Origin of the sequence: Acinetobacter sp. AC1-2 (assembly GCF_016124155.1) — a bacterium.
GTDB classification, from domain to species: Bacteria; Pseudomonadota; Gammaproteobacteria; order Pseudomonadales; family Moraxellaceae; genus Acinetobacter; species Acinetobacter calcoaceticus.
Genome location: NZ_JABFFO010000001.1, coordinates 784408 through 810508, shown reverse-complemented (window position 1 = coordinate 810508; position 26101 = coordinate 784408). Strand labels below are relative to the sequence as shown.

Below are 26101 nucleotides of genomic sequence, written 5' to 3'. Positions count from 1 at the left end.
TATTTCCACCCTAGCTTTTAATGACAAATCAACAATAGATATAATTAATTTTTACTGTAAAAATACACTAAAATAATTTTTAGCTTACTCAGGAAAGAAGAGCAACAATGAAAACTAAATATTACTTAACATTAGCAGATGCAGAGTTTTTAATGGAAGAAGCTCAAAAATATGCAATTGAACATAACTTTAAAGTCAGCATTGCGATTGTTGATGAAACAAGCTCTCTATTACTCATGAAACGTTTAGATGGCGCCTCTCCTTTAAGTTCACATCTATGCTTAGAAAAAGCGAAATGCTCTTCAATATCCGGTAGACCCTCAAAGTTTTACGAAGAACTTCTGCAAAGTGGACGTCTTGGTTTTTTAAGTATGCCCAGCGCTCAAGGGATGCTAGAAGGTGGAAAACCGATTATTTATGAAGGTGAAATTTTAGGTGCTATTGGTGTATCAGGTGTTCAATCTTTTGAAGATGCAGAAATTGCTCAACACGCAATTGACACATTTTTTAAAAAGCAAAATAGCTAAAATAAAATGATAGGAAAGAGAAATTATTATACTTTTCACTTAAATAATCTCTCTTTCCTAAAAGAATAAGTATTTCATACAAAAATATTTAATATTTACTTTTTTAATACCTTAAGCTTTTATAAATATAGAGTTTTTTATAAAACTGCTCAAAAAAATTGCTATTCGCTATTGAATTGTATGAAAAATAGAAGTACAACATTAAACTTAAAACAAATTCTTGACTAAAACATTAGGTTTTAGTAACACCACAAGGAGGGATGGAGATGTTATCATTACATTTCAACAAACAAGTCTTCATTAACACTCTGAACAGCAAAGATTCAGTTGTGTATGGAGTAACGCCGCTTGCTCTTATGCTGACTTTACTGTTTCAAGGTATGATCAAAGGAAATTTAAAACCCGAATACTTTATGTATGCGATGGTTGTTTCTTTCATATTTTGTCTGTGGGCCTTTGTCGATCATAAGATGCGAAAGTTAGCTAAACGACGTCTTAGTCAACAATAATTGTAAGATTAAAAAAATGGATGAGTGATCATCCATTTTTATATACCTAAAAATAAAAAAATTGTTCCCATAACTAAAATAGCTGTAGCTAATAATTCAGCAATAATCAATGCAACCATCATTAAAGACATTAACCATGAAGGTAGGTTAAAACGACCTAACCGATGGGGTTGTTTAAATTGATTTGTCGTGTCCTGTAAGTACCCATGTACGATATAAACTAAAATTGAAAAACTAAAAAACAAGAGATTTGCTAACACACACCACAAAGTAATATTTTCGCTTAAAACAGTAAAATAACTTAGCACAGCAAGAATTAAGCTAGCAGCTGCGTAAAGTAAGCTACTTCGATGAGCAATATCCACATAATAATGTGCACGACTCAATTCCGAACGGCGTATTTGCCAATATTTCCATACCCCTGTTAACATTCCTATCCATAAAAATATGCCACTAAAAACAATCGCTAACTGTACAGCTTTTGGTAAGTCCATCTTTTTCCCAATTATTCGTTTTATTAAAATTTAATGAGCTGTATAGCATAAATCCTGACTTTATAGTCACATTTTAATCAAGTATCATTTTAGAACTCATGTAAATTAAAGTCATCAACAAGCTAATCATTACTTAATATTATGGATAACACTTTTGAATCATTTTGGATAACCTGCAAAGATGGTTATCAACTTGCTGCACAATTTTATCCAGCTCAATCAAAAAAGTCAGCCAATCCAGTTTTGATTTGCCCAGCCACTGGTATTACCAAAAATTTTTATCATGCTTTTGCTACATGGTTAAGCAAACAAGGTTATGAAGTATTAAGCTTTGATTTCCGTGGAATTGGAGACTCATTGCATGGACCTTTAAAGCAAAGTGAAGCAAGTATTAATGATTGGGGAACGCTTGATATTCCTTGTGCAATTGATGCTTTATTAGAAAAAACACAAGCAGAACAAGTAACTCTTCTTGGCCATAGTGCTGGTGGGCAACTGTTAGGAATTGTGCCTAATTTTCGCAAAGTAGCAAAAGTTGTTGCGATAGCAGGTTCTACTGGCAACGTAAAAGGCCTAAAAGGTAAAACCAAGTTTCTGGCACCTGTCATGTTTAAGGTTATTTTTCCAATTTCTAGTACTTTAAAAGGTTATGGTGCTACTCAATTTATTGGGATGGGTGAAAACTTGCCTAAAAAAGTTGCTCAACAATGGAGAGAGTTTTGTAGTAACCCAGGCTATGTAAAAAATGCCATTGGTAAAACTGTCTTTCATGACTTTCATACTGAGATTGTCTGCCCGATTACTTCGATTTGGGCAAGTGACGATGAAATTGCCACTCAACAGAACGTTGAAGAATTATTAAGTTTATATCCTAATGCATCTACTAAAATGCTAGAACTAAACCCTCTAAAACTCGGATATAAATCAATCGGACACATGTTAATGTTTAAAAAATCACATCAAAAGATCTGGCCTCTTTTAGAGCAAGAAATTCAATACTAATTTTCAATTCATCAGTTACTTTTTGCCTCTATACCAGTAATCCGGTTTAGAGGTTTTTTTTATTATTAAAACGCCCTTCTCTTTTATAAAATAATCTTATTAAATTTATAGTTATCATAAGAAAGTAAAATATATTCAACATTCACTTCTTTGTATTAAAAACGAGCATTTTTTTACGTAAATACGTCGATATAGCTTTAAAGTTCTGCTATGGTAATTTATCTGAAGCTGTTGTTTAAAAACGGTTAAACTAACCTATTTTAATACAAACAGCTTCTTTTTTTCTGTTTTAGCTAAAGCCAAAGAAATTGTTCAAGGATAATTATGCTAGCACTAGAGCCTCAACATATTCATATGAATCAACATGCTGTTGATAAACAACATGCATTACAGTGTCTAGTAGATATATTAGTGAAAGATGGGTTGGTTACTCCTGACTATATAACAGGACTTATCAACCGTGAACAGCAAAGTGCGACCTATTTAGGTCAGGGAATTGCAATCCCTCATGGGACGCCTCAGTCACGAGAATTTATTTTAAAAACTGGTATTCGGTTAGCCCATTTTCCACAAGGAATAATATGGGATGGGGAAAATACGATTTATTTAGCTGTTGTTATTGCAGCAAAATCCGATGAACATTTACAAGTATTACAAATATTAACTAGAGCGTTAATGCACGACGTAAGTGAACAAGTAAAAAATGCATCACAACCTGAACAAATTATTGAACTATTACAAGCTCAACCATTATCTTTAACACTACATGAAAATTTAATTCAAACAGAAATTGAAGCTCAAGATATTGAAGATTTGTTTTGGGCAGCAACTCAAGTGCTTAAAAAACAGAATTTCGTAAAATGTGGTTTTTTAAGTTCTCTAGCTCCAGAGCAAGTCATTCAGTTGCAAGACCAGATCTGGTCTGTTTCTAGTAAACAGTTTGTTCAACAACCAGCTATTAGTATTGTAAAACCACGTCATCCTTTAGATTTAAACGGGCAGAAACTAAATACTTTAGTCTGTGTTGCTGCAAATGATCAGTTAGATAGCCAAAGATTTAATCGGCTGATTGATATTTTATTTAATCCAGAACAAGTTGCTCAATTAGATCAAACCCAAGCACCAAATGAAATTGCTAAAATTATTGGTGCGGAAGTGATTCCCGATTGGCCAAACCGTTCAGTTGTATTGGCCAATGCACATGGATTACATGCCAGACCCGCGACTCATTTAGTTAACTTAACAAAAACTTTTCAAGGTGATATTCAAGTCGCAGTAGATGAAGGTAGTTTTGTTTCAGCTAAGAGTTTGACTCGCTTATTGGCTTTAGGATGTAAACGAGGTCAAACTTTACGTTTCATTGCAGAACCGGGAACAGATGCAGTAGAAGCTTTAGATAAAGTAATTTTGGCAGTACAACAAGGCTTAGGGGAAGAAATTGAACCGCTACTCTCTTCACATACCAAAGAAGACCAAACACCTCAAACAGTAACATCATTACCAAAAACATTGAGTACAAATACAGGTATTCCAGCTTCTAGTGGTTTAGCTTTTGGCCCAGTACATGTAATTAAACCTAAAGTTTATCAATATGAACGTATGGGTTTAAGTGTTAAAGCTGAGAAAGAGAAACTTGATATTGCTCTTCATGCAGTTAAAAACAATATTCACCAAGTTATTGCGAAATCTGAAGCTTCTGAAATTAAACAAATATTCCAAGCACATTTGGAAATGCTTGATGACCCCGATCTCATTAATGGTGTTTATCAAAAGATTAACTTAAATCTTTCTGCCCCTGCTGCTTGGCATGAACATATTGAAGCAGCAGCTAAAGAGCAAGCGGCTTTACCAGACCGTTTACTGGCTGAACGTGCTACAGATTTACGTGATATTGGTGAGCGAGTTTTGGCTCAACTCTGTGGTGAAGTTATCATCGAAGAACCTAAAGAGCCTTATATCCTAATTATGTATGATGTGGGGCCAAGTGATGTGGCTCGCCTTAATAAAGATCGTGTTGCTGGTATTTTAACAGCTGTGGGCGGTGCTAGTGCCCATAGTGCTATTGTTGCGCGTGCTTTAGGTATTCCTGCAATTGTTGGTGCTGGTGATCAAGTATTAGATATTGAGCAGAAAAGCTCTCTTCTAATTAATGGAGACACGGGAGCTTTCGTTTTAGATCCAACTGCTCAACAAATCGAACACGCAAAACAAGAACGTGAGCTTCAACAAAAAATTCGTGAAGAGGCTGAACGCCACTGCCAAGAACCTGCGATTACTCTAGATCAACATCAGATCGAAATTGCAGCCAATTTAGGAAAAGTTCAAGCCACAGCCCACGCAGTAGAATGTGGCGCGGAAGCAATTGGCCTGCTTAGAACAGAGCTTGTTTTTATGGCTCATAGCAGCGCCCCAAATGAGGCAGCCCAAGAAGCAGATTATCGGGTTGTCTTAGATGCACTTGCTGGTCGTCCTCTCGTAGTACGCACTTTAGATGTAGGAGGTGATAAACCTCTGCCTTACCTACCAATTGCGGAAGAAGAAAATCCGTTTTTAGGACTAAGAGGCATTCGCTTAACCTTAAGACGACCTGAGCTATTACGTCAACAGCTTACTGCTTTGCTTAAAGCAGCAGATGACCGTCCTTTACGAATCATGTTCCCAATGATTGGCCGTGTAGAGGAATGGCGTGCTGCTAAAGCAATTCTTGATGAAGTAAAAGCTGCATATACATGTGCGAACTTACAAGTTGGCATTATGATAGAAGTTCCTTCTGCCGCATTACTTGCCCCTATTCTTGCGCAAGAAGTGGACTTTTTCAGCATTGGAACAAATGACTTAACTCAATATACCTTAGCCATTGACCGTGGCCATCCTATCCTCTCTGCTGAAGCAGATGGTCTTCATCCAAGTATTTTGCAATTGATTGATCAAACAGTAAAAGCTGCACACAAACATGGCAAATGGGTAGGAATATGCGGTGAACTAGCAGCTGATCCAAAAGCTGTACCTATTCTTATGGGATTAGGTGTAGATGAACTCAGTATGTCACCGAATAGTATTGCCTTGGTAAAAGCACAGATTCGTACACTAAACTACAGCCAAGCTCAAATACTTGCACAGCGTGCACTTGAATGTGATAGCGCCCCTGCTGTACGTCAGTTATCCGAACAAGAACTGTAAAGATTAGGAATGGTAATGGCTAAAATTTTAACAATTACTTTAAATCCTGCAATTGATGTCACGATACAACTCAATGAGTTGCAGATAGGTGAAGTAAATCGCCAAGAATCTGTAGAGATTCATGCTGCTGGAAAAGGGCTAAATGTTGCACAAGTTTTAAAAGATTTAGAACATGATGTTATTGTTTCAGGTTTTCTAGGAACTAGTAATCGACAGATTTTTGATACACATTTTGAGCAAGTTCAATTTCAATCTGAATTTATTTATGTTGAGGGTGAAACGCGCCAGAATATAAAAATTGCTGAACATTCCGGCCGTATGACCGATTTAAATGGAAAAGGATTTTTAGTATCTGAACTGGATAAAAAGAATCTATTCCAAAAAATCGAAATGATTTTGCCGCAAGTAGAAGTCGTTGCTATTGCTGGTAGTCTTCCACAAGGTTTTAGTATTGATGAGTTTCAAAAGCTTATTAAGCTCATTCAAAAACATGGTAAAAAAGTTGCCCTTGATACAAGTGGTAAAGCCTTAGTCGCTGCAATTGCATGCCAACCATGGATGATTAAACCAAACACCGATGAGTTAGTAGAAAGCTATCAGCTTCCTGCCGCAACCTATGTCCAGCAAAAAGAGCTTTTTAAAAATTTAGCTAAAATTGAGCATGTCGTTATTTCGATGGGTGAAGACGGTGTAAACTGGCTACATGAAACACATCCACTACATGCCCAAGCCCCTAAAGTGATAGTTAAAAGTACCGTTGGTGCGGGCGACTCTCTTTTAGCTGGCATGATTCACGGCTTAATAAATAACTTCTCTGCCGAAGAAACATTGAAAACGGCTACTGCAATTGCGAGCCATGCTGTAACACAAATTGGCTTTCGTATTCCAAATGCTGAAATGCTAAACCAATTAAAAGCCCAAACTACAATCAATTCATTGAGTGAATCTGATGCCAACTGCTAAACATTTATTATTTGTCATTAATAGTCCGCAACAGCAAGTCAATGCTTTGATTTTAGCTCGAAAGCTTGCACAGGTAGCATCCCAACAGGGTTACGAAAATAATATAATTTCGCTCGATGAATTCGAAGAAAATCAAAACTTTGATCAAATCATTGTTATTGGACAACGTCCGAAAAATCTTAATATTTTTGGTACACACCCTTTATCTTTAATTAGCATTGAAGAAATCAAAAATGATGCTCATTCAGCTTTTCAAGCTGGCTTAGATAATTTAAAGCCAGCTCAAGATTGGCAGAGTGATAATACGCCATCGCCAAATAAAGCGACTAAATTTGTTGCAATCACTGCGTGCCCTACAGGTGTTGCCCATACCTTTATGGCTGCTGAAGCATTACAACAAGGTGCAGAAAAACTTGGTTATGAAATTGAAGTAGAAACACAAGGTTCTGTGGGTGCAAAAAATATTTTATCAGCTCAAGCTATTGCTGCAGCGGACATCGTGATTCTTGCTACTGACATTGAAGTTAATACAGACCGTTTTGTAGGCAAACGTGTTTACCGATGCGGTACTGGTTTTGCATTAAAGCAAACAGATAAAGCCTTTGCTGACGCGATTAGTAATGCACAAGTTCTAGATCAAGGTAAACAACAAACATCAGCAGAGAACAAGGATAAAACCGAAAAAGTTGGCGTATATAAACATCTCTTAACAGGTGTTTCTTATATGTTACCTATGGTGGTAGCTGGTGGTCTTCTAATTGCCCTATCCCTATGCTTTGGCTTAAATGCTGCTGAGCAAGCAGGCAGTTTACCAGCCATATTAAAACAAATTGGGGCCGCTGCATTTATCCTCATGGTCCCGATGTTATCGGGTTATATTGCCTACTCCATTGCTGATCGCCCTGGCCTCGCACCTGGCTTAATCGGCGGCTTACTCGCCTCTCAATTACAAGCAGGCTTTTTAGGCGGCATCGTTTCAGGTTTCCTTGCGGGCTATATCGCACTTTTTATTGCAAAAAAACTCAAACTTCCTACTAGTCTAGAAGCACTTAAACCGATTTTAATTATTCCTTTATTAGGTACATTATTTGTTGGCCTTATTATGTTCTATGTGGTTGGACAGCCTGTAGCACATATTTTCGAGCTCATGAAAGACTTCCTAAATAATATGGGTACAACAAATGCTGTGTTAATGGGAATTATATTAGCAAGCATGATGTGTATCGATTTAGGTGGCCCAATCAATAAGGCAGCCTACGCTTTTACTGTCGGATTATTGACAACAAATACCTATATGCCTATGGCAGCAACAATGGCGGGCGGTATGGTCCCTGCTATTGGTATGGCTATAGCGACTTTCGTGGCTAAAAATAAATTTAGTACAGGAGAGAAAGATGCCGGAAAAGCTGCTTTCGTATTAGGGTTATGTTTTATTTCCGAGGGTGCTATTCCCTTTGCAGCTAAAGACCCAATGCGCGTTATTCCGACTTGTATTTTAGGTGGCGCAGTAACTGGCGCACTTGTTGCACTATTCCATTGTGAATTAGTGACTCCTCACGGCGGTGTATTTGTTCTTTTAATTCCAAATGCAATTAACCATGCTTGGTTATATCTTGCTGCAATTGCTGCAGGTAGTATCGTTACAGGAATAAGCTATGCAATCGTTAAGAAAAAAGTAGAAGAAAAAATTGTGACCATTTCATAATTTAAAAAAAGGGAGAATATTAATTCTCCCTTTTTTTAAATTAAATACTATTCAACAATCTGTTTTAATAGTGCTTATATCACTTAATCTGAGTAGCTCTCGCCATAATCTGTGCAGGTACTTCTTCTGCTAACATAACAGTTAAAGTTGGTTCTTTTTTGGGGATTTAGTAGATGAGCGACATACTGCCTGAGTAAAAATTGTTAAAAATATAATTTATAGACAAAAAAGCTAAATTTATAACGCTAATCATTCAACTAGTTTTTTAATTTTATATAAAAAAATTAATAAGTTACTAAACAAACCCATTTTATTTTGCTAAATAATAGATGATTCATGTTAAATGTATGGTAAATTCCACCAACAATAAAATAAACTAAGATACTGATATTTATAAATATTTTTTATTTGAATATCTTGATTTTTCATAGTTATGACTTTAGAGACAAAAACTATCTCGTACAATGCCACGGTCAAATCATAATTTTTTTTCTACGATGCGTTTGCAAGCCAATATCGTTTAATTAACGATCAAGTAAGCCTAGATGCAATCTTGTATATCTGTTCAAAGATTTTAAGGAATTAATGGCTATGACTTATCAAGTCACATTAATTTTCAACAAACTTTGACTATAGAAGAAAAGTATTTGTAGTTTGTGCAAAGTATAGGGATGTTTATCAAGACAAGCGTAACTAAACCATGTCATTGTTAAATTTAGCTATATAAATTTTGCTCAGCAAGCAAAGTCCTGATATAACTTGCTTGATGAAACTATATTTTTCAACTATTAAAGATAGTTCACCAGAAATGCGATCCACCAAGGTATGGGGAAAAGTCAATGACAAAGAAGTATGCGCGTTTTTTACCTACAACAGAATCTTTTACTCTTGAAGATTTTCCATATTATTGGATTACTCAAGTACATGCTCAGTATGTACAAAATATTGATAATGCTTTAAAAAAATATGGTTTAGATAACTCACGTAGACGCATTATGTTGGCTTTAAGCAGTAAGCCCCATGCGAGTGTTTCTGAACTTTCAGACATGATTATTTCAAAAATGTCGACGACGACTAAAATTGTCTATCGTTTAAAAGATGAAGGTTTAGTTGAAACTTATTCTTGTCAGACCGATGGTCGAATCACCCGCGTGGTACTTACAGAAAAAGGTACCGAAATGATCAATAAGATTAATGATCTAACCAGCGTAGTACTCGAGCAATCATTCGAAGGTATCACTCCATTGCAATTAGAAAAAATGATGGAAAGTTTAAAATTACTTTTAAAAAATCTTTCTCGTTAAAAATGGAATAGATGTTTTACTCGTTAGCAATAACTAAGCTCTCTGTCAGGAGAGCTTTTTCTATTGTAATGCCTCGTTTAAGCATTGATAGAAACAATACCCTACATAAAATAATCAATTAACTTCACATCTGTTGACTTGAGCTCTTAACTCCAGTAGAAATTCTCTTTCAATAACTGAATAGCAAATTTTTGAAAATGGCTAAAAGAAAATACAAAAGTGACAAGTTTCAAGTGCGCCGTATTAACCGTCAATGGTGGGTACTTGAAAAAGACCTCGAATCAAACTGCTATTTAAAACATGAACAAGTGGCAACCAAAACCTTAGCAAACAACTATGCAGATGATTATATTGAACAATACTATATGAATCTTTACATTCAACAAGAGTTGAAAAAACCTGAAACTGTATAAAAAAGCCATTTGGCTTTTTTTATTTTTAATAGTTTGAAATTATAAAATCAAAAATTAGGAATAAAAAAAACCTACATCTTGGGGAAAATGTAGGCTATAAAATGCACAAAAAGGAAATATATATCCTTCTTGATAAAAAGAATTTTACGATAATATAAGCCTTTATTTTATATTACTTTTGTAAACTTAATGGTGGTTATTGTATTTATTTAGAATTTTTAAACCTGCCCCTCTTTATATATTATGGTTAAAATTTGAGTTATTAAAATTTTAATCATCACAATTTACTTCTCATCATTTTATAATTTATTTTCATTAGTTTTATTAAGATAGGTTTCTAAAGACAATTATAAGTTTCTGTTTTAATAAGTTTTTTACAAAAATAAGCATAAATCTTTTTTTAACTTAATACAGATAAAAATCAATAAATAACAAAAACATAAATTAAATATTAAGTATATAATATATTTAACACCTCAATTTTAGTTCAAAAAAAAGACAGGTGAAATTTATTTATTGCTGTTTTGATTACTACAGAAAGATTACAATAATGACTTATAAATAGATTAACCCCATACAATCTTTCTAGGCATGTTATGACTTCAATGTCGAACAACACCCAAAAGCATTTTATTGTTGAGCAAATTCCACTACCGACTTGGGTAAGTGATGAAAATGGCTTGATATTATATTGCAATGTAGAGTGTACAGAATATTGGCAGGATACTTTTTCTCCATTACCTCAGCAATGGTTAGATTTTATATCTCCTGTCGATTTAGATGAAGTCAAAAATAGATGGCTCGAAGCAATTCGCCTGCAAAAAAGAATAGAATTAAAATGCCGACTTTTACAAAGTGGCAATCAATATAGATGGTGCAAACTTTCTATTCAAGCCTCCAAATATCGCGGCTCTTCTCTAGCCAGTGAATGGTATGTCAGCTTTTTAGATATTGATCACGATATTCAAGAACAACAAAACTTGCAAAAGAATATTGAAATACAAAATCAAATGTTAGACATCAGTGTTGATTGCATTAAAGTATTAAATGTTGATGGCACAGTTTCTCATATGAATAAATCAGGATGCCTCGCTTTAGGCGTTCCTGTTGATGAAACAGAATTTGGAATGAAATGGCTTGAGCTTTTGCCACCTCATATTCGTAAACGTGGACGCGTTGCTTTAAAAAAAGCCCTTCAAGGCAAAGTTGCCAGATTTGCTGGAATGAGCTGTTTACCAGATCAGGACCCCGAATATTGGGATAATATGCTGACCCCGATTCATCGGGAAAATGGTGAAATCGGACAAATACTTTGTGTATCTCGTAACGTTACTCAACAGCATTTGACAGAAAATCAGCTCAGAAATATGAGTGAAAGAGATGACCTGACCGGTTTATGTAATCGGCGCTCATTTAAATTTCAACTTAAACGAACCCTTGCATATTCAAAAGATAGTCAAACAAGTGTGGGTTTACTATTAATTGATCTTGATCATTTTAAACATATTAATGACACTTTAGGGCATAGCGCAGGCGATCATCTTTTAAAAGTCTTATCCAAACGGTTTAGTCATTGTGTTGATGATGAAAGATGTTTTGTTGCACGACTGGGTGGAGATGAGTTTGCAGTTATTATTAATAACCTCAAATCTGAAAATGATGTACGTGACCTAGCAGCCATTTTGCTTCAGCAGTTAAATCAACCTATCACCTATTTAGGTAATGTGCTAAATGGTGGTATGAGTATTGGTTGTGCAATTTATCCTCAAGATGCCGTAGACCAGTCAGGTTTACTCAGTTGTGCAGATATGGCATTGCATGACTTAAAAGCGCGTGGTCGTGGTGGTATTCGCATGTATGATCCATGCATGATGCAAATGACCGAAACAGTTGCTTCTCAACTCAATTTAGCACGTCAGCTTATTCGTCATCATACCATCCAGCCCTACTACCAACCCAAAGTAGATTTAAGAACTCATCGTGTTGTAGGTTTTGAAGCTCTATTACGATGGCATACTACTTCAGCTCAAAGAGGTTACCCTGCACAAATTGCAGAGGCTTTTAAAGATTATAATTTAGCGAGTAAGATCGGTGAAACTATGCAACATCAAGTTTTACGTGACATCGCCAAATGGATAGATCTTGGTATTAAACCTCTTCCTGTTTCGCTCAATGCTGCCCCAGTTGAGTTCTTAAGAGACAACTATGCTGAAAAGCTTTTGAAAAAGATCAATCAATTTCAAATACCGACACATTATATTGAAGTAGAAGTCACCGAACATATGCTTGGCGATCGAGGTTCAGAATATGTGATCCGAGCACTTAATAAATTAAAGCAGCATGGCGTAAGTATTGCACTAGACGACTTTGGTACTGGTTTTTCATCGCTCACCCATATTCGCGATTATCCAATTGACAGCTTAAAAGTAGATTGTAGTTTTATACAAAAGATGCAACATGACCCATCAATTTATGCGATTGTCCAAGCAATTGGTTTACTCGCTCCAAATTTATCACTGGGGCTCATTGCAGAAGGAATTGAAACTCCAGAACAAGAAGAACTACTTCGACAATTTGGATATAGTATAGGTCAAGGATTCTTGTTTGAGTCCGCTATAGACGCTAATCAAGTCATTTCAATTCTCAAACAGAATCAACCCTACCTAGAAAGTCATTACAATGCTTTAAGATAAAATCTTTAATAAACTTTCTCGCCTCTATTCATACTAAAAATAAACAATAAATTTTTAAAAATTGTTCATAATATAAGCATAAAGATAATAAATCGGTGTTTTGGCACCATACATTGTCATAGGACAATAAGGAGCAATATATGAGTTATCACCATATCTTGGTTCCAGTCGATGGTTCTCCTACTTCACTCATTGCTGTTAATCATGCAGCAGCACTTGCTAAAGCCTTTGGTAGTAAAGTGACTCTAGTATATGCGCTTACGATAGATCCTTTCATTTCTGTAGAATTCATTGATAGTACAGAATTAGCACAGGATTATTTTAATAAAGCTAGAGCATCAATTCAGGGCATTTTAGACCAAGCGAAAGAACAATTTAGCCAACATGGAATTTATGTTGAGACAAAAATTGTTGAGGGTCAAACAATCCACACAGAAATTATTAAAGCAGCGACCGAACTCAAAGCAGACTTGTTAGTCATTGGTTCTCATGGTCGAAAAGGGTTTAAAAAGTTCTTCTTAGGAAGTGTGACTCAAGCTCTTTTAGGAGAAATTCATTTACCGGTATTAGTCGTAACCGAATAGTTTTTCTGAAGCTGAAAAAAACCGATCTTATGAAGATCGGTTTTTTAATAGCCTGTTTTACTGAGCTTTATATGTAAATCTAATCAGATATCCTGGGTTTTCTAATGTATTCGTTACAGAACCATCATCTTTTTGGACATTTCCGGAAGTATCAGTCAATACATATAAAACATTCCCATCTGGACTTGCAATCACGTCACGATAACGATTGTTGCTCTTAAACATCGGCACAGCATCATCATAAGTAGTACTGTAAGTTGGATCTAGCTTAATACGGAAAATAACGCCACGCTTTAAAGATGGAACCAATAATGTATTTTCCCAACCAGAAATTGCTTTTTTGCCTCCCTTATAGACATAAGCAGATGACGGCGCAACTGTTGGCCAGCAAATGTAGGTCATATCCCCACAAGTTGGGTCATTATAGTTATAGGTATCTTGGACGGTATATAAAGTTTTTAACGGCGGTACAAAGTTTTTACCAGTCCATTCAGACTCTTTCATCACAGGTACACCTACCGCTACTTTTACTCCATTTTGCCCTAAATCTTTAATTTGTGACTTATTGGTTGCTGCCGAATAATTTGCATAGGCATAACCACTGTCATCTTTATAACCCGCTACATTTGGCCAGCCATAGTTACCACCTTTAACAATCAGATTAATTTCATCGTCAGAGTTTGGACCTTGTTCAGATTGCAACAGTTTACCATTTGGAGTAAATGCCAAGCCCTGTGGGTTACGATGACCGAGCGTATAAATATGGCTAATTACACCGTTAAAGCTTGGATTATCTTTTGGAATACTTCCATCCAGATTTAAGCGTAATACTTTACCCATATAGGTATGATAGTCTTTGCCGCTCAGTTCCTGTTGAGTCGGCGTATGCTGTGCTTGATTTGGCAAGAATAAATAAGCCAGCTGGTTACGTCCCTGATCACCAATCGTATAGTAAATCTTTTGGTCTGGACCAATCACAAGACGACCCGACTGATGGTCTTTCGATGAAGGTAATCCTGCTAATAAATCTACTGGTTTCTCAAGAGTATCTGTTGCTTTGTTATAGGTATATCGACGGATAATAGTTTGATTCGGTAATTCTTTATCTGTAGATTTCGGATTTTTAAATGTACCTGAAACATAGATATAAGGATTATTTTTAAAGTCAGGATGAAAGGCAAAACCCAATAAACCGTTTTGTCCATCAGCATCATTTACAATCTCAGGAACCTGAAAAACTGTTTTTACACTGCCTGATTCAGGGTTAACTCTTAGAATCTTACCTGTTGCCCGCTCCGTTAACCAAATTTGATTATCAGGTCCCCACAACAAAGCATGTGGCTTATTTAAATTAGATAGAAGAACTTTCTTGTCAAAGCTTTCTGTTTTCGCTTTAGCAAATTGAGATGGAGTAAGAGGGACATCAGCAAATGCTGAATTGAGCGTAAGTAGCTGAGCAGCACCTAATAAAGTAATTTTAGCCAATAAATGTTTATTCATATGTCCACCTTATAAATTGTCAAAATTTTCCGAGAATTTTTAAACCGTTAATAAAGGGTTTGTAGGAGTTCTCTATATGATTTGTATTATGATGAATAACGAATCTATTAAAATCTAAATTTCTGAAAGGCTCTGTTGCATAAAAGTAGCTATTAAAAATGGATAAACACTCTTACAAAGTCTTTTTAAGATGAGTAACTTAAAGCTAATTTTGATCTATTTTTATACACGCTCAATTAATTTTATATCTTAATGTTTTTTGAAATGGTCTTCTAAAGTTAGCACAATATCACTATTAACCATGAATGCAGATCAGTGTCCTCTCATAAAACAATTTAATAAACCCAATGATGAAAAACATTCAATTATAAAGTTTTTGCTATGCTAATTTCCTAAGCTCAGGTTAGTCAACCTTAAAAACTTATGCTATTCTTCGGCCACTTTTTAAAGCCTCAAATTCTCTATCATCATGACACTTACGCCACCTTAAGTTTATTTACCCTTATCCATTGTAAATAACTCATCACTGTTTAGTGATGTGGTGTAGTCGTTTGTGTTGATATATCACATCACTAGCCTTTTCAAAATTTAGAACTATAGGCTATCCCCCTCATGTTAACGAATGTCCGAGAACAATGGTTCTCTAATGTCCGTGCAGATATTCTTTCCGGTCTCGTTGTTGGTCTTGCTTTAATTCCTGAAGCAATTGCATTTTCAATTATTGCGGGTGTAGACCCGAAAGTTGGGTTATATGCGTCTTTTTGTATTGCAGTCATTATCTCATTTGTAGGCGGTCGTCCCGCTATGATTTCGGCAGCTACAGGTGCCATGGCTCTAGTCATGACTACACTTGTAAAGGAGCATGGGCTTCAATATCTATTTGCAGCAACTGTTTTAACTGGCGCCATACAGATCTTAGCTGGATATTTCAAACTCGCCAAACTCATGCGTTTTGTTTCCAAATCAGTCGTTATTGGTTTTGTTAATGCCCTAGCCATACTCATTTTTATGGCTCAACTACCAGAATTGGTAAACGTGAAGTGGCATGTCTACTTATTGGTAGCAATTGGTTTAGCAATTATTTACCTATTCCCTTATGTACCCAAAATTGGAAAGTTTTTTCCTTCCCCTCTTATTTGTATTGTCGTCATTACACTACTCGCCATTTTTTTAGGTATTGATGTTCGAACAGTGGGTGATATGGGATCATTACCAGATACCCTACCTATATTTTTAATTCCAGATATTCCTTTTAATTTAGAAACACTGCTTATTATTCTTCCCTACTCATTAGCCCTTGCGGCTGTCGGCTTACTTGAATCGATGATGACAGCAACAATTGTTGATGAAATGACAGATACTCCAAGCGATAAGTTCCAAGAGTGTAAAGGTCAAGGGATTGCCAATATTGCCTCAGGCTTTATGGGAGGAATGGCCGGTTGTGCCATGATTGGTCAATCCATGATTAATGTAAAATCTGGGGGTCGCACACGTTTATCTACTTTTTGTGCAGGCATATTTTTACTGATTTTAGTTGTATTTTTAAGTGATTGGCTAAAAGTAATTCCTATGGCCGCTCTGGTTGCAGTCATGATTATGGTATCAATCAGTACTTTTGAATGGAAGTCGCTTATTCACTTTAAAGCGAATCCTAAAAGTAGCAATGTCGTTATGATTGCAACTGTCATTGTTGTTGTGGCTACACACAACCTAGCGCTAGGCGTATTAACCGGTGTTTTACTTTCAGCGTTGTTCTTAGCCAATAAACTTGAAAATGATATTCACGTAAATACATCCTTTGAAGGTGAAACGCGTTTGTATGATTTAAGAGGACAAATATTTTTTAGTTCTTCTGAAAAGTTCATGCAAGGGTTTAATTTTAAGGAAGATGTAAAAGAAGTCATTATTGATCTTACACACTCACATATTTGGGATGTAACTTCAGTAGCAATGCTTGATTCGGCCATCAATAAATTTCAAAAAAATGGCATAAAAGTTACTGTACGTGGTTTAAATGAAGCCAGTTCCATCATGATTGATAAATATGGTACTCACGCTAAAATTTAAAAAAGGTCCTTCGGGACCTTTTACGATCTACAGATTAAATTTTTTATTAAGGAGATTTATACAACAAACGATTTGGACTACCAGATGGATTTTTTACCACATTGCTACTTGCTTGATTTAAAAGATTAGTAGAGATGGTTTGTGGCGTCGCAGTGGGTGTACTTTGCAGCATTTCAGCAACGACACCTGCAACATGTGGCGTAGCCATCGATGTTCCATTTAGAACTTTAGTAGCCGTATTACTGCCTATCCAAGAAGAATTAATTTGGCTTCCTGGTGCAAAGATGTCAACACAGCTTCCATAATTAGAATAGCTGGCTCGCGTATCAGTATTATCTGTAGCAGCAACTGTAAGTGCTTTATTTACTCTTGCTGGTGAGGCACTGCAAGCATCAGTATTTGAGTTTCCAGCAGCCACGACCATGACATAACCATTATTAAATAAATTTTCAACTGCACTATCTAAAGAGGTACTCGCATCCCCACCTAATGACATATTCACAACAGCCGGTTTTTTACCATTTTTTAATATCCAATCTAAACCAGCAATCACATTACTAGATGCACCAGAGCCATCACATCCTAAAATCCGGATTGGAACCAAATTTACATTCTTAGCAACACCATAAGTACTGCCGCCAACCGTTCCTGCGACATGTGTACCATGCCCATTACAGTCAGTTGTACCATTCCCATCCGATATTGCGGTATACCCGCTTAATACCCGCCCAGAAAATTGTTGATGGCTAGACAATATACCTGTATCAACAATATAAGCTGTCGTACCAGAACCCGTCTGTAAATATGAATAAGCAGAATTTAAAGGTAAAGCTTTTTGGTCAATACGATCTAGTCCCCAATCCGGATTACTCTGAGTAGTGGCATCAATTTTCATGACTGTATCGTTTTCTATAGAAAGTACTTGCGGATTTTTTTTCATTGCTTCGACAAAAGCAGTAGCCGCTGTATCGGGTAAATAAATTGCGAAACCCTTAAGTACAGTGTCATACGACTGTAAGACCTTGGCACCATGTTGCTTAGCAATATTTTGGGCAAAATCTATAGATGGTCCAGCATCTTTATTAAGAATAACAATGTATTGATTTTTAATAATTCCCTTTGCTTGAGAAGAATCTAGTAAAGAACTTGTTGTGTTTGGGGCTGCATGGACTAGATGGACGGCGGCCAATGTTAAGAAAGCAGCCGATACTTGGCAAAACTTCATGAAAAATCTCCATATCTTTTATTCATACATCGTTGTTATGATCTGTACTGTCGTTATATTTAAGAATTATTTTTTGGAAAGAAATTTTGCTTGAACTCCCATGTATCAAAACTAAATCATATTTTCATAAAACTTTGTTTTATACAACGCTAGTATCTTTTTTCGATCAAAAACGTGAACCAATTCTAAAAATTAGAGAATTATAGGTTTGCGTTTAAAGATTAATTATTATTCTTACCTATAAAACTTCAAGAAGGAACTATAATATAAAAATATATAATCATTACCAATAATATAAAAATAGAAATTGCAAGATAGGTACCAACTGTATTAAAACTTCGCAAAAATTTCCAGATATCCATAAACACATAATAAAACAATTATTTATAAAAATTATTTCAGACTTTAAATAAAGCAGCAACTAGAAGAGATTTACAATTTTTTTAACTATAAAGGTTCAGTATCAAATACGTAAAAAAATATTACTTCAAAAAAAGACAAATAAAAATAAATATATTATCCAATTATAAATTATTCTTGATTTTTAGTTCAGGCAATTCCAATTTTTGTCCCGCTAAATGATGTTTACAATTAAGAGAGTATTCAATAAAACCTTCTTCTATAAGATAATGACAACACCCAATGATACTTATGCTCGGATTAAATGTTGGTTTTTCAAGGCTACCGTTAAAGAACCACTGATTTCCATTAGAAAAGGGGTGCTCTACCGGAATATAGTGGAAATGCCCACAAGCCGGACACATATGTACATACATCCCACCTTCAAAATATTGTACTTTCATAAAGGCTCCTTTTTAAATAAAAAAGCCAACCCATATGAGCCGACTAAATCTATCCACGTAAGAACACTACCTATTATTTAATTATTCGTTATAGTTTTCTCTTTTTTGTTTTTCTGCTTTTACTTTAACCAAGAGATATTACAGATTGATGAAGATTTTTTTAATTATATTTTACATAAATTTTATTATGAAATGATTTTATAAGCACACATTTAAAATCCATAGATTCTAAATAAGTTCTAAAATTAGAATAAAAAACTATTATATTTTACTTTTAATTAAAAAATAAAAAAGTCCGTATCTTGGGAAGCTACGGACTTAAAAACTCATCTAAACAACAGCTAAACATTTTGTCGCTTAGTGAGAAAGCACTATATTTTTAATCTAATTAAGTTCTATATTCAGGTCAAGAACAACTCACACTTTGTGTAAAAATCAGGGTAAGTTGTGATTTATCTCACATTTATCTTATGATCGGCTTAGGTTAAGAATTTTATAAAACAATATTGCATATATTATTTTTCAAATACTTAACTTAATATATGCCTAAAATAATACTCTAAAATCGTATAATGATTAATGTGAGTAATAAGTGTAAAAGATACTACCCCCTGTTCTTGATCTTTTTTACTTTCAAAATAGTTTTGGCTTTGCCATTTCAATTCTTCGAGTTCAAGTTCTCCACATAAAATTTTGCACGGGATATCAATCCGCTCTTTATGATGAATTGGGCTATATTTCAAAATATCTTCTTTTGTCAAATTCAGTGCATGATTTAAATGAGTCTTTTGTATTGGCTCTAAATCATAAATTCCACTTAATAAGATCATCTCAGATATGAGCGGATGGCCTACAACTAATGCGCCGAGATGTGCTCCAGCTGAGTGACCAACCAAAATAACCTCATCAGTTATCCACTCTTGCTTTGCAATAAAATCGAGCGCTTCATAAACTTGAGCCACAATATCTGCAATTTTACTCTGTGGCGCCAAATCATATTCCAACAAAATATATTGGACACCTTGCGCTAAAACATGAGGCACGATAAATGCAAAATCTGATTTCTCACACCACTGCCAATATCCACCATGGATAAAAATAATGGTTTTATTCGCCTGTTCTACAGGAAATAAATCCAACGTAGATCTGGGGTGAACACCATATTGAATATCTCTGATATGCCTATATTTTTGATAGCTCACCAAGCTTCTTAGCTGAAAGTCAGTCAGTATCTCATCTTCATTAGGCACTGTCGTGGCATTATCATATTCTCTCATGCTTTTCTCACTTTAATGATTCTTCATGGGCACTTAAAGAGAGCTTGGCTGATGAGCGTTTTAAATAATAGAAAAAAGTAAGAACGATAATTAGAGGAACACCAAATTGTAAAGTTGACTTAAATTCGTTAGTAAACCAAGTCGTAACGGTGATACTTAAAATTGCAATTAATCCCAACCAAGAAATTAACCGACTAGCAGGAACTTTAAACTTTAACTGCAAGCCTTGTTGCGCCATATTTCTTCTAAAAAACATGTGGATAACAAAGATGCTGCCCCACGTAAACAATGCTCCAAACATGGACAGTGCAATCATAATCGGGAAAGCCGAAGCAGGATTAATCGTATAAACAATGCTCGCAATACCAATACCAACTGCAGACAAGAGTAGTGCGTTAACTGGCACCCCATTACTACTAATACGCCCAAAGAGTTTTGGTGCATCACCAGCTCGTGACAAGCTAAACAACATACGTGTTGAGATATAGAGCATACTGTTCATAGCCGATAGAGCTGCGACAATTACAATGAAATTTAAAATACTGTCTGCATATGGAATACCTACAATCTTCATTACCATTACAAAAGGACTAGTCGCCTCAGAACCAATTAAATCTGTCCATGGAACAAGCGCCACAATTAAAAATAAAGACAATAAGTAAAACAGGATTAACCGAATAGCCGTACTTTTAAAGGCTGTTTTAACAGCTTGTTCTGGATCTTTAGCCTCACCTGCCGCAACAGCAATCATTTCGATACTTAAATAGCTAAATATTGAAATAATGACCCCAATCCAGACTCCACTAAAGCCGTGGGGGAAAAAGCCACCATGTTCAGTTAAATTGGAAATGACTTGCCCAGTTCCTTCATGACTTTGAGTCAAGATGCCAATAGACAAAAGAATAAATACAATAATGGCAAAAACTTTAATGGTCGAAAACCAATATTCAACCAATCCAAAAGCCTTAACACTATATGCATTTACTACCAGCAAGGTCATTGAAAAAAAAGCAATCCAGATCCAAGAACCAACATGTGGGAACCATAATTTCATATAGTCAGCAACTGCTGTGATTTCTGTGCCCACAGCTAATACAATGCATGCCCAATAGCAATAACGGACTAAAAACCCGGCAAGTGGACTAATATAATGTTCTGCATAGGCTCCAAAGGAACCTGAAGTGGGATGCTGAACTGTCATTTCAGCTAAACAAGCCATGATAGCAAATGCAATTAAACCACCAATGGCATAGCTTACAATGACTGCTGGGCCAGCAAAGCTGATTGCAAACTTGCTTCCCATAAACAGTCCTGTACCAATCGCTCCACCAATTGCAATCATTCCCATTTGTTTTGCGGATAATTTCTTATGTAAGCCCGCTTCTCTATTTTGTATTTCGTCAAAGCTACTCATAGGCCCTCCTAGCCTTTTGCTGATTTTGATTTCCTGAATATCAGGTCACTTCGCCTCTAACCAGATAACGCTCATTTTTCCATTCGTTATTCAGCATAATTTGCTTAAGATGCTGTACAGCATTCCAAACATCTTCAAAACCTAGATATAGGGGAGTAATTCCAAAACGTAATACTTCTGGCTCTCGGTAATCACCGATCACGCCTCGAGTAATGAGTGCCTGAATAATTTCATAGCCATATTCGTGGCGATAACTCACATGGCTACCACGATATTGATGAGTCAAAGGTGTAATGAGTTCAAAACCAAACTGACCACATTCTTGTTCGACAAGTTGGATAAATAAATCGGTCAATTTAAGAGATTTCTCGCGTATTTTTTGCATATCCACTTGCAAGAAAATATCGACACCACACTCAATCAAACTCATAGAAATGATGGGCTGAGTTCCACATAAGTAACGACGAATACTATTAGCTGGCTCATAATGCTGTGCCATATCGAATGGCTTCTTGTGACTCCACCAACCCGATAAAGGTTGCCAAAACTGGTCACGATGCTTTTGATTTACCCATAACAAAGCAGGAGAACCTGGGCCACCATTTAAATATTTATAAGTACATCCAATCGCAAAATCACTATTACTCTGGTTTAGATCCATAGGAACTGCACCAACTGAGTGGCATAAATCCCAAATAATCAAAGTATCTTTAGAGTGAATTTGTTGATTAATAGATGCCATATCATAGAAATATCCGGTCCGATAATTCACATGAGAAAGTACAACTACTGCTACGTGCTTTTCTAATACCCGTGATAAATCATCTACGCCATCAATCAATTCAACTTGATAACCTTGGTGAATTAAATCAATGAAACCCTCAATAATATAAATGTCTGTTGGGAAAGCATCTTTTTCCGCCACAATAATTTTACGTTCTGGAAATTTTTCGGCTTGAATTTTTACCGCAGCTGATAGAACTTTAAATAAGTTCAGAGTAGTAGAGTCAGAAATAACAACTTCACCCTGCTCTGCACCAACAAGTTTAGCTACTTTATCGCCAAGTCGAGTAGGTAAACCCCACCAATCTGCTTTGTTCCAGCTATTAATTAAGTCCTCTCCCCATTCTTGGGAAATAATATGCTGAGCGACATCTAATGATTTCTTCGGTCTCGCACCTAAAGAATTACCATCTAAATAAATCACTTCTTTTGGAAGCGCAAATTCCTCTTTAAATTTTTTGAGTTCATCTTCCTGATCCCAATAGAGACACTGTTCATGAGTAATCATTGTTATTTCACCTATTTCAACATTTCCTTTGTTTTTGAATTTTATCATGGCAATTCTTATGATTTATTCGATAATATTTGATTAAAATCTTTAATTTTCGTATAAAATTCTAAATATAATTAAAAAATCCGGATGAAATTCTAAAATGAATGTAGATGCAATCGATCTAAAAATCTTAAAGCATTTGCAAGATAACGCGCGGTTAAGTAACCAGGAACTCGCCGATCTCGTTAATCTTTCAGCATCGGCTTGTCATCGACGCGTTAAAATTTTAGAGGCAAATGGAGTAATTGAAAAATATCAGGCAAAAGTTAATTATGAAAAATTAGGCATAAAAATTGAGGCAATTGTCGAAATTAAACTTGCACAATTAACCGAAAACGATCACAACTTTTTTTTAAGTCAGATCAAAAATTTTGATGAAGTCATTAATGCTTATATTATTACAGGCGAATCTAATTATGTTTTGCACGTTGCGACTAAAGATTTAAATTCGTTTTCCCATTTTGTCATTAATACCTTAAACAAAATTAAAGGTGTCGTCAGTATTAATTCCAAAATCATTTTACAGAAGATTGTGCAGAAACCGCTTTAACCTTCTTATAAAAAAGTTATCGTTTATTAAAGAGTTTTTCTATGATTGAAACTGAACGTCTAATCCTAAGACAATGGAAAGAAAGTGACTTTGAACCTTTTATCAAAATGGGCCTAGATCAAGACGTCATGCAATTCTTCCCAAGCCTCCTAACACCTCAAGAAAGTCTTAACTTAATCCAGAAAATTTCACGTCTCATTGATGAAAATGGTTGGGGCTTTTGGGCAGTAGAATTAAAGGAAAGCCATCAATTTATCGGGTTTATTGGTTTACACAACCAACCTGAGCAATTTGATTTTTCTCCATGTGTCGAAATTGGTTGGAGACTTGCAAAAGAATTCTGGAAACAAGGTTATGCTACCGAAGGAGCAAAAGCCGTTTTAGACTATGGTTTTAATATACTTAATTTAGATAAGATCGTTTCGTTCACAGCTACTCTTAATACACCTTCTCAAGCTGTAATGGAGCGGATAGGAATGCAAAAAGTTAAAAACTTTGATCATCCCAAAGTACCCCTCCATCATGAATTAAAAGCGCATGTGCTATATGAAATCACTAACTTTTCATTCAATTTATGATTAAAGTTAAAACTTACGCCTTTAGACAACTAAAAATTTAAAAATGCTTACTCATCGAAATCATACCCAACAGAAGTAGACTGTTCCCAATATTCATGGATTTTATTTGCTATTTCTTCTTTTTCCATTGTAGTCAGTACGTAAAAGAGTTTGGCCTCTTTATTTTTTCTTAGAATTAATAAGTTGTAATAATCATACTCTGGTCCACTAAGCCCTAGTGTAGGTTGCGATTCACAGTGTTTTTCTGCTTTGTAGTGCCATTCAAGCTTATAAGTATCGAGGCCATCGGCAGCATTGATTACGATACCGTCATTGGTTCCACCAATAAATCCAATTTTCATTGCTTTCTCTAAATTCTTATTAGGATAATTTTCAATATAGCGCTAATTGAGTACTCTTCAATTTATATATTGTTTATCAAAAAGTATCGTATGTAACTATAATTAGAGAAAACGATTAGATAATCATTTGGATTTCTAATTTAGAAGATGCTGACTATTGTTTTACTCTAAATAAAGGAAGAATTTTCTACTAAACTGTTTCATTATTATTTTTTGTTTTGCAAACTTCCGCGTTATAATTTCAAACCATTTATCTTCCCTATCCATACCATTAATCTATACAATTTTTAGAAAAATTAATGGATGGAGCTTTGAATTAATTTATGATTTTAAAAGGATATATGGTAGATGTGTCTTAAAAAGTTTGCTTTGAATGATTTTGGAGATATTTAAAAATATGTCTAAAATCATAATGTTTGACATGGATGGTACGCTATTAGACTTAGCTTTTGATGACTTCATTTGGAATGAATGTCTCCCGATGAGACATGCGCAAATACATCAAATTCCCCTCGCCGAGAGTAAAAAAAAGCTATATCAGTTTTATCAATCACATCGGCACACTCTTGTTTGGTATTCATCAACCTATTGGACAAAAACAGTAGGCGTTGATGTACTCAACTTACAACAAGAATTTCAATCTAAAATCCAAGCTCGCTCGGGCTGTCTTGAACTTCTACAGCAACTTAAAGAACTAGGATACGCCTGTTGGCTAGTGACTAATGCTGACCGCCCTAGCTTACGCTTAAAACTCGATAATATTGCAATCGAACATTTTTTTGATGTAATCATATCAAGCGAACAAATAGGTTATGCAAAAGAAGATATTAATTTTTGGAAAGAACTCCAACGATTACACTCCTTCAATCCAGATGAAACAATTTTTATTGACGATACGACTCCCGTGTTAAAAACAGCAGAAAAATTTGGTATTAAACACTTGTTTACTATCTCACAGCCCTCAAGTCTAAATGTTATAAGACAGCATCAGGAACTAGAATATAAAGCACTAGATCGACTTACAGAGTTGCTGTCTATATTGAATCAAATTGATAGAAAGGATAACGATGTCAAAATTGCGTGAAGACGATGCTGTAGAAACCATGCGTGTTGACAAATGGTTATGGGTTGCTCGTTTTTTTAAAACTCGTTCAATTGCTAAAGCAGCAATCGAAGGAGGTAAAGTACATCACAACAATGAACGTGTAAAAGTTTCCAAAGAAATTCGAGTGGGAATGGAGCTTATTATTCAGCAAGGGTTTGATAAAAAAACTGTTGTGATAAAAGCGCTTTCTAATACACGTGGCCCAGCGCCAGTTGCACAGCAACTTTATGAAGAAACCGAAGTGAGTATTGCTAGACGGGAGTTGATTGCATCCCAACGAAAATTGCATAATCTAGCTCGACCTGACCATAGACCGGGTAAAAAGGATCGTCGACAAATTATTCGGTTTAAACAGGAGAATGATCAAAATTGGTCATACGATGATGAATAAAAACGTCGAGTTGTGTCGCACACACACATACAACACATAGAAGCTATAGAAAAAATCTGTCACTATTAACCTAGTGAAACAAGTTGAGATTCAATGCATCCACTTGGGTTAAACGTGATGAACATAGAGTATTGAGGTTT

Annotated in this window: 24 protein-coding genes; 15 read left to right on the top strand and 9 right to left on the bottom strand. The window is 35.4% G+C overall.

What is annotated here, in order from left to right; all coding sequences use genetic code 11:
- Positions 1–107: 107 nt before the first annotated feature.
- Positions 108–527 carry a GlcG/HbpS family heme-binding protein gene (locus HL290_RS03745; RefSeq protein ID WP_080027261.1) on the top strand — a complete coding sequence of 140 codons (420 nt, stop codon included), beginning with the start codon at positions 108–110 and terminating at the stop codon, positions 525–527.
- A 266-nt stretch (positions 528–793) separates the two neighbouring features.
- Complete coding sequence (locus HL290_RS03740; RefSeq protein ID WP_004643085.1) at positions 794–1036, top strand: hypothetical protein; 243 nt, start codon at positions 794–796, stop codon at positions 1034–1036.
- Positions 1037–1074: 38 nt separating this feature from the next.
- Here the strand turns inward: HL290_RS03740 and HL290_RS03735 are convergent, their stop codons facing one another.
- Complete coding sequence (locus HL290_RS03735) at positions 1075–1530, bottom strand: hypothetical protein (protein ID WP_132069467.1); 456 nt, start codon at positions 1528–1530, stop codon at positions 1075–1077.
- A gap of 141 nt (positions 1531–1671) precedes the next feature.
- Here HL290_RS03735 and HL290_RS03730 point away from each other — a divergent pair, with 141 nt between their 5' ends.
- The 8 genes from HL290_RS03730 (at position 1672) to HL290_RS03695 (ending at position 13374) form a co-directional block, all read left to right on the top strand.
- Positions 1672–2532, top strand: a complete 861-nt coding sequence (locus HL290_RS03730) for an alpha/beta fold hydrolase (RefSeq protein WP_198495632.1) — start codon at positions 1672–1674, stop codon at positions 2530–2532.
- 324 nt (positions 2533–2856) lie between these two features.
- Positions 2857–5712: a phosphoenolpyruvate--protein phosphotransferase gene (ptsP, locus tag HL290_RS03725; RefSeq protein ID WP_198495631.1), complete on the top strand. Its 2856-nt coding sequence runs from the start codon at positions 2857–2859 to the stop codon at positions 5710–5712.
- 15 nt (positions 5713–5727) lie between these two features.
- A complete protein-coding gene (pfkB, locus tag HL290_RS03720) occupies positions 5728–6675 on the top strand; it encodes a 1-phosphofructokinase (protein ID WP_198495630.1) in 948 nt (315 codons plus the stop codon).
- The gene (locus tag HL290_RS03715; protein ID WP_198495629.1) at positions 6662–8380 is read left to right on the top strand and encodes a fructose-specific PTS transporter subunit EIIC; all 1719 of its coding nucleotides are present in this window, start codon (positions 6662–6664) and stop codon (positions 8378–8380) included. Before pfkB ends, HL290_RS03715 begins: the two co-directional genes overlap by 14 nt.
- 839 nt (positions 8381–9219) lie before the next feature.
- Positions 9220–9684 carry a MarR family winged helix-turn-helix transcriptional regulator gene (locus HL290_RS03710; protein WP_002121027.1) on the top strand — a complete coding sequence of 155 codons (465 nt, stop codon included), beginning with the start codon at positions 9220–9222 and terminating at the stop codon, positions 9682–9684.
- Between the two features lie 197 nt (positions 9685–9881).
- Positions 9882–10097, top strand: coding sequence for a hypothetical protein (locus HL290_RS03705; RefSeq protein WP_003652142.1), 216 nt, complete (start codon positions 9882–9884; stop codon positions 10095–10097).
- 596 nt (positions 10098–10693) lie between these two features.
- Positions 10694–12790 carry an EAL domain-containing protein gene (locus HL290_RS03700; protein ID WP_198495628.1) on the top strand — a complete coding sequence of 699 codons (2097 nt, stop codon included), beginning with the start codon at positions 10694–10696 and terminating at the stop codon, positions 12788–12790.
- 140 nt (positions 12791–12930) lie between these two features.
- Complete coding sequence (locus HL290_RS03695) at positions 12931–13374, top strand: universal stress protein (protein WP_005040033.1); 444 nt, start codon at positions 12931–12933, stop codon at positions 13372–13374.
- Between the two features lie 57 nt (positions 13375–13431).
- On the opposite strand, the gene HL290_RS03690 is transcribed toward HL290_RS03695, so the two are convergent.
- Positions 13432–14874 carry a glucose/sorbosone family PQQ-dependent dehydrogenase gene (locus HL290_RS03690; RefSeq protein WP_198495627.1) on the bottom strand — a complete coding sequence of 481 codons (1443 nt, stop codon included), beginning with the start codon at positions 14872–14874 and terminating at the stop codon, positions 13432–13434.
- Positions 14875–15486: 612 nt separating this feature from the next.
- Here HL290_RS03690 and HL290_RS03685 point away from each other — a divergent pair.
- Positions 15487–16941: a SulP family inorganic anion transporter gene (locus HL290_RS03685; RefSeq protein ID WP_198495626.1), complete on the top strand. Its 1455-nt coding sequence runs from the start codon at positions 15487–15489 to the stop codon at positions 16939–16941.
- 46 nt (positions 16942–16987) lie between these two features.
- Here the strand turns inward: HL290_RS03685 and HL290_RS03680 are convergent, their stop codons facing one another.
- From HL290_RS03680 to kynU, 6 genes are all read right to left on the bottom strand, one after another.
- Entirely contained in the window at positions 16988–18166 is a 1179-nt protein-coding gene (locus HL290_RS03680; protein WP_198495625.1) for a S8 family peptidase, read from the bottom strand.
- A 248-nt stretch (positions 18167–18414) separates the two neighbouring features.
- Positions 18415–18528, bottom strand: a complete 114-nt coding sequence (locus HL290_RS18585) for a hypothetical protein (protein ID WP_227602185.1) — start codon at positions 18526–18528, stop codon at positions 18415–18417.
- A gap of 162 nt (positions 18529–18690) precedes the next feature.
- A complete protein-coding gene (locus tag HL290_RS03675; RefSeq protein WP_198495624.1) occupies positions 18691–18969 on the bottom strand; it encodes a DUF6527 family protein in 279 nt (92 codons plus the stop codon).
- Between the two features lie 530 nt (positions 18970–19499).
- Entirely contained in the window at positions 19500–20246 is a 747-nt protein-coding gene (locus HL290_RS03670) for an alpha/beta hydrolase (protein ID WP_198495623.1), read from the bottom strand.
- A gap of 7 nt (positions 20247–20253) precedes the next feature.
- Positions 20254–21660, bottom strand: coding sequence for an amino acid permease (locus HL290_RS03665; RefSeq protein ID WP_198495622.1), 1407 nt, complete (start codon positions 21658–21660; stop codon positions 20254–20256).
- Between the two features lie 40 nt (positions 21661–21700).
- Positions 21701–22951, bottom strand: a complete 1251-nt coding sequence (kynU, locus tag HL290_RS03660; RefSeq protein ID WP_198495621.1) for a kynureninase — start codon at positions 22949–22951, stop codon at positions 21701–21703.
- A 145-nt stretch (positions 22952–23096) separates the two neighbouring features.
- Between kynU and gigD the strand changes: the two genes are divergently transcribed.
- Positions 23097–23546: an Lrp/AsnC family transcriptional regulator GigD gene (gigD, locus tag HL290_RS03655; protein WP_017392227.1), complete on the top strand. Its 450-nt coding sequence runs from the start codon at positions 23097–23099 to the stop codon at positions 23544–23546.
- Positions 23547–23587: 41 nt separating this feature from the next.
- A complete protein-coding gene (locus HL290_RS03650; RefSeq protein ID WP_198495620.1) occupies positions 23588–24124 on the top strand; it encodes a GNAT family N-acetyltransferase in 537 nt (178 codons plus the stop codon).
- A gap of 47 nt (positions 24125–24171) precedes the next feature.
- Here the strand turns inward: HL290_RS03650 and HL290_RS03645 are convergent, their stop codons facing one another.
- A complete protein-coding gene (locus tag HL290_RS03645; RefSeq protein WP_045431062.1) occupies positions 24172–24465 on the bottom strand; it encodes a hypothetical protein in 294 nt (97 codons plus the stop codon).
- Positions 24466–24862: 397 nt separating this feature from the next.
- Between HL290_RS03645 and HL290_RS03640 the strand changes: the two genes are divergently transcribed.
- Together HL290_RS03640 and HL290_RS03635 are read left to right on the top strand one after the other, a co-directional pair.
- On the top strand, positions 24863–25549 hold the full coding sequence (locus HL290_RS03640) for an HAD-IA family hydrolase (protein WP_198495619.1): 687 nt from the start codon (positions 24863–24865) through the stop codon (positions 25547–25549).
- The gene (locus HL290_RS03635) at positions 25533–25961 is read left to right on the top strand and encodes an RNA-binding S4 domain-containing protein (protein WP_045431059.1); all 429 of its coding nucleotides are present in this window, start codon (positions 25533–25535) and stop codon (positions 25959–25961) included. Before HL290_RS03640 ends, HL290_RS03635 begins: the two co-directional genes overlap by 17 nt.
- The last annotated feature ends 140 nt before the right edge of the window (positions 25962–26101 follow it).

Bases quoted from the DNA above. Each gene is read 5' to 3' on its own strand.
- HL290_RS03745 (WP_080027261.1), top strand. From the start codon at position 108: ATGAAAACTAAATATTACTTAACATTAGCAGATGCAGAGTTTTTAATG.
- HL290_RS03740 (WP_004643085.1), top strand. From the start codon at position 794: ATGTTATCATTACATTTCAACAAACAAGTCTTCATTAACACTCTGAAC.
- HL290_RS03735 (WP_132069467.1), bottom strand. From the start codon at position 1,530: ATGGACTTACCAAAAGCTGTACAGTTAGCGATTGTTTTTAGTGGCATA.
- HL290_RS03730 (WP_198495632.1), top strand. From the start codon at position 1,672: ATGGATAACACTTTTGAATCATTTTGGATAACCTGCAAAGATGGTTAT.
- ptsP (WP_198495631.1), top strand. From the start codon at position 2,857: ATGCTAGCACTAGAGCCTCAACATATTCATATGAATCAACATGCTGTT.
- pfkB (WP_198495630.1), top strand. From the start codon at position 5,728: ATGGCTAAAATTTTAACAATTACTTTAAATCCTGCAATTGATGTCACG.
- HL290_RS03715 (WP_198495629.1), top strand. From the start codon at position 6,662: ATGCCAACTGCTAAACATTTATTATTTGTCATTAATAGTCCGCAACAG.
- HL290_RS03710 (WP_002121027.1), top strand. From the start codon at position 9,220: ATGACAAAGAAGTATGCGCGTTTTTTACCTACAACAGAATCTTTTACT.
- HL290_RS03705 (WP_003652142.1), top strand. From the start codon at position 9,882: ATGGCTAAAAGAAAATACAAAAGTGACAAGTTTCAAGTGCGCCGTATT.
- HL290_RS03700 (WP_198495628.1), top strand. From the start codon at position 10,694: ATGACTTCAATGTCGAACAACACCCAAAAGCATTTTATTGTTGAGCAA.
- HL290_RS03695 (WP_005040033.1), top strand. From the start codon at position 12,931: ATGAGTTATCACCATATCTTGGTTCCAGTCGATGGTTCTCCTACTTCA.
- HL290_RS03690 (WP_198495627.1), bottom strand. From the start codon at position 14,874: ATGAATAAACATTTATTGGCTAAAATTACTTTATTAGGTGCTGCTCAG.
- HL290_RS03685 (WP_198495626.1), top strand. From the start codon at position 15,487: ATGTTAACGAATGTCCGAGAACAATGGTTCTCTAATGTCCGTGCAGAT.
- HL290_RS03680 (WP_198495625.1), bottom strand. From the start codon at position 18,166: ATGAAGTTTTGCCAAGTATCGGCTGCTTTCTTAACATTGGCCGCCGTC.
- HL290_RS18585 (WP_227602185.1), bottom strand. From the start codon at position 18,528: ATGGATATCTGGAAATTTTTGCGAAGTTTTAATACAGTTGGTACCTAT.
- HL290_RS03675 (WP_198495624.1), bottom strand. From the start codon at position 18,969: ATGAAAGTACAATATTTTGAAGGTGGGATGTATGTACATATGTGTCCG.
- HL290_RS03670 (WP_198495623.1), bottom strand. From the start codon at position 20,246: ATGAGAGAATATGATAATGCCACGACAGTGCCTAATGAAGATGAGATA.
- HL290_RS03665 (WP_198495622.1), bottom strand. From the start codon at position 21,660: ATGAGTAGCTTTGACGAAATACAAAATAGAGAAGCGGGCTTACATAAG.
- kynU (WP_198495621.1), bottom strand. From the start codon at position 22,951: ATGATTACTCATGAACAGTGTCTCTATTGGGATCAGGAAGATGAACTC.
- gigD (WP_017392227.1), top strand. From the start codon at position 23,097: ATGAATGTAGATGCAATCGATCTAAAAATCTTAAAGCATTTGCAAGAT.
- HL290_RS03650 (WP_198495620.1), top strand. From the start codon at position 23,588: ATGATTGAAACTGAACGTCTAATCCTAAGACAATGGAAAGAAAGTGAC.
- HL290_RS03645 (WP_045431062.1), bottom strand. From the start codon at position 24,465: ATGAAAATTGGATTTATTGGTGGAACCAATGACGGTATCGTAATCAAT.
- HL290_RS03640 (WP_198495619.1), top strand. From the start codon at position 24,863: ATGTCTAAAATCATAATGTTTGACATGGATGGTACGCTATTAGACTTA.
- HL290_RS03635 (WP_045431059.1), top strand. From the start codon at position 25,533: ATGTCAAAATTGCGTGAAGACGATGCTGTAGAAACCATGCGTGTTGAC.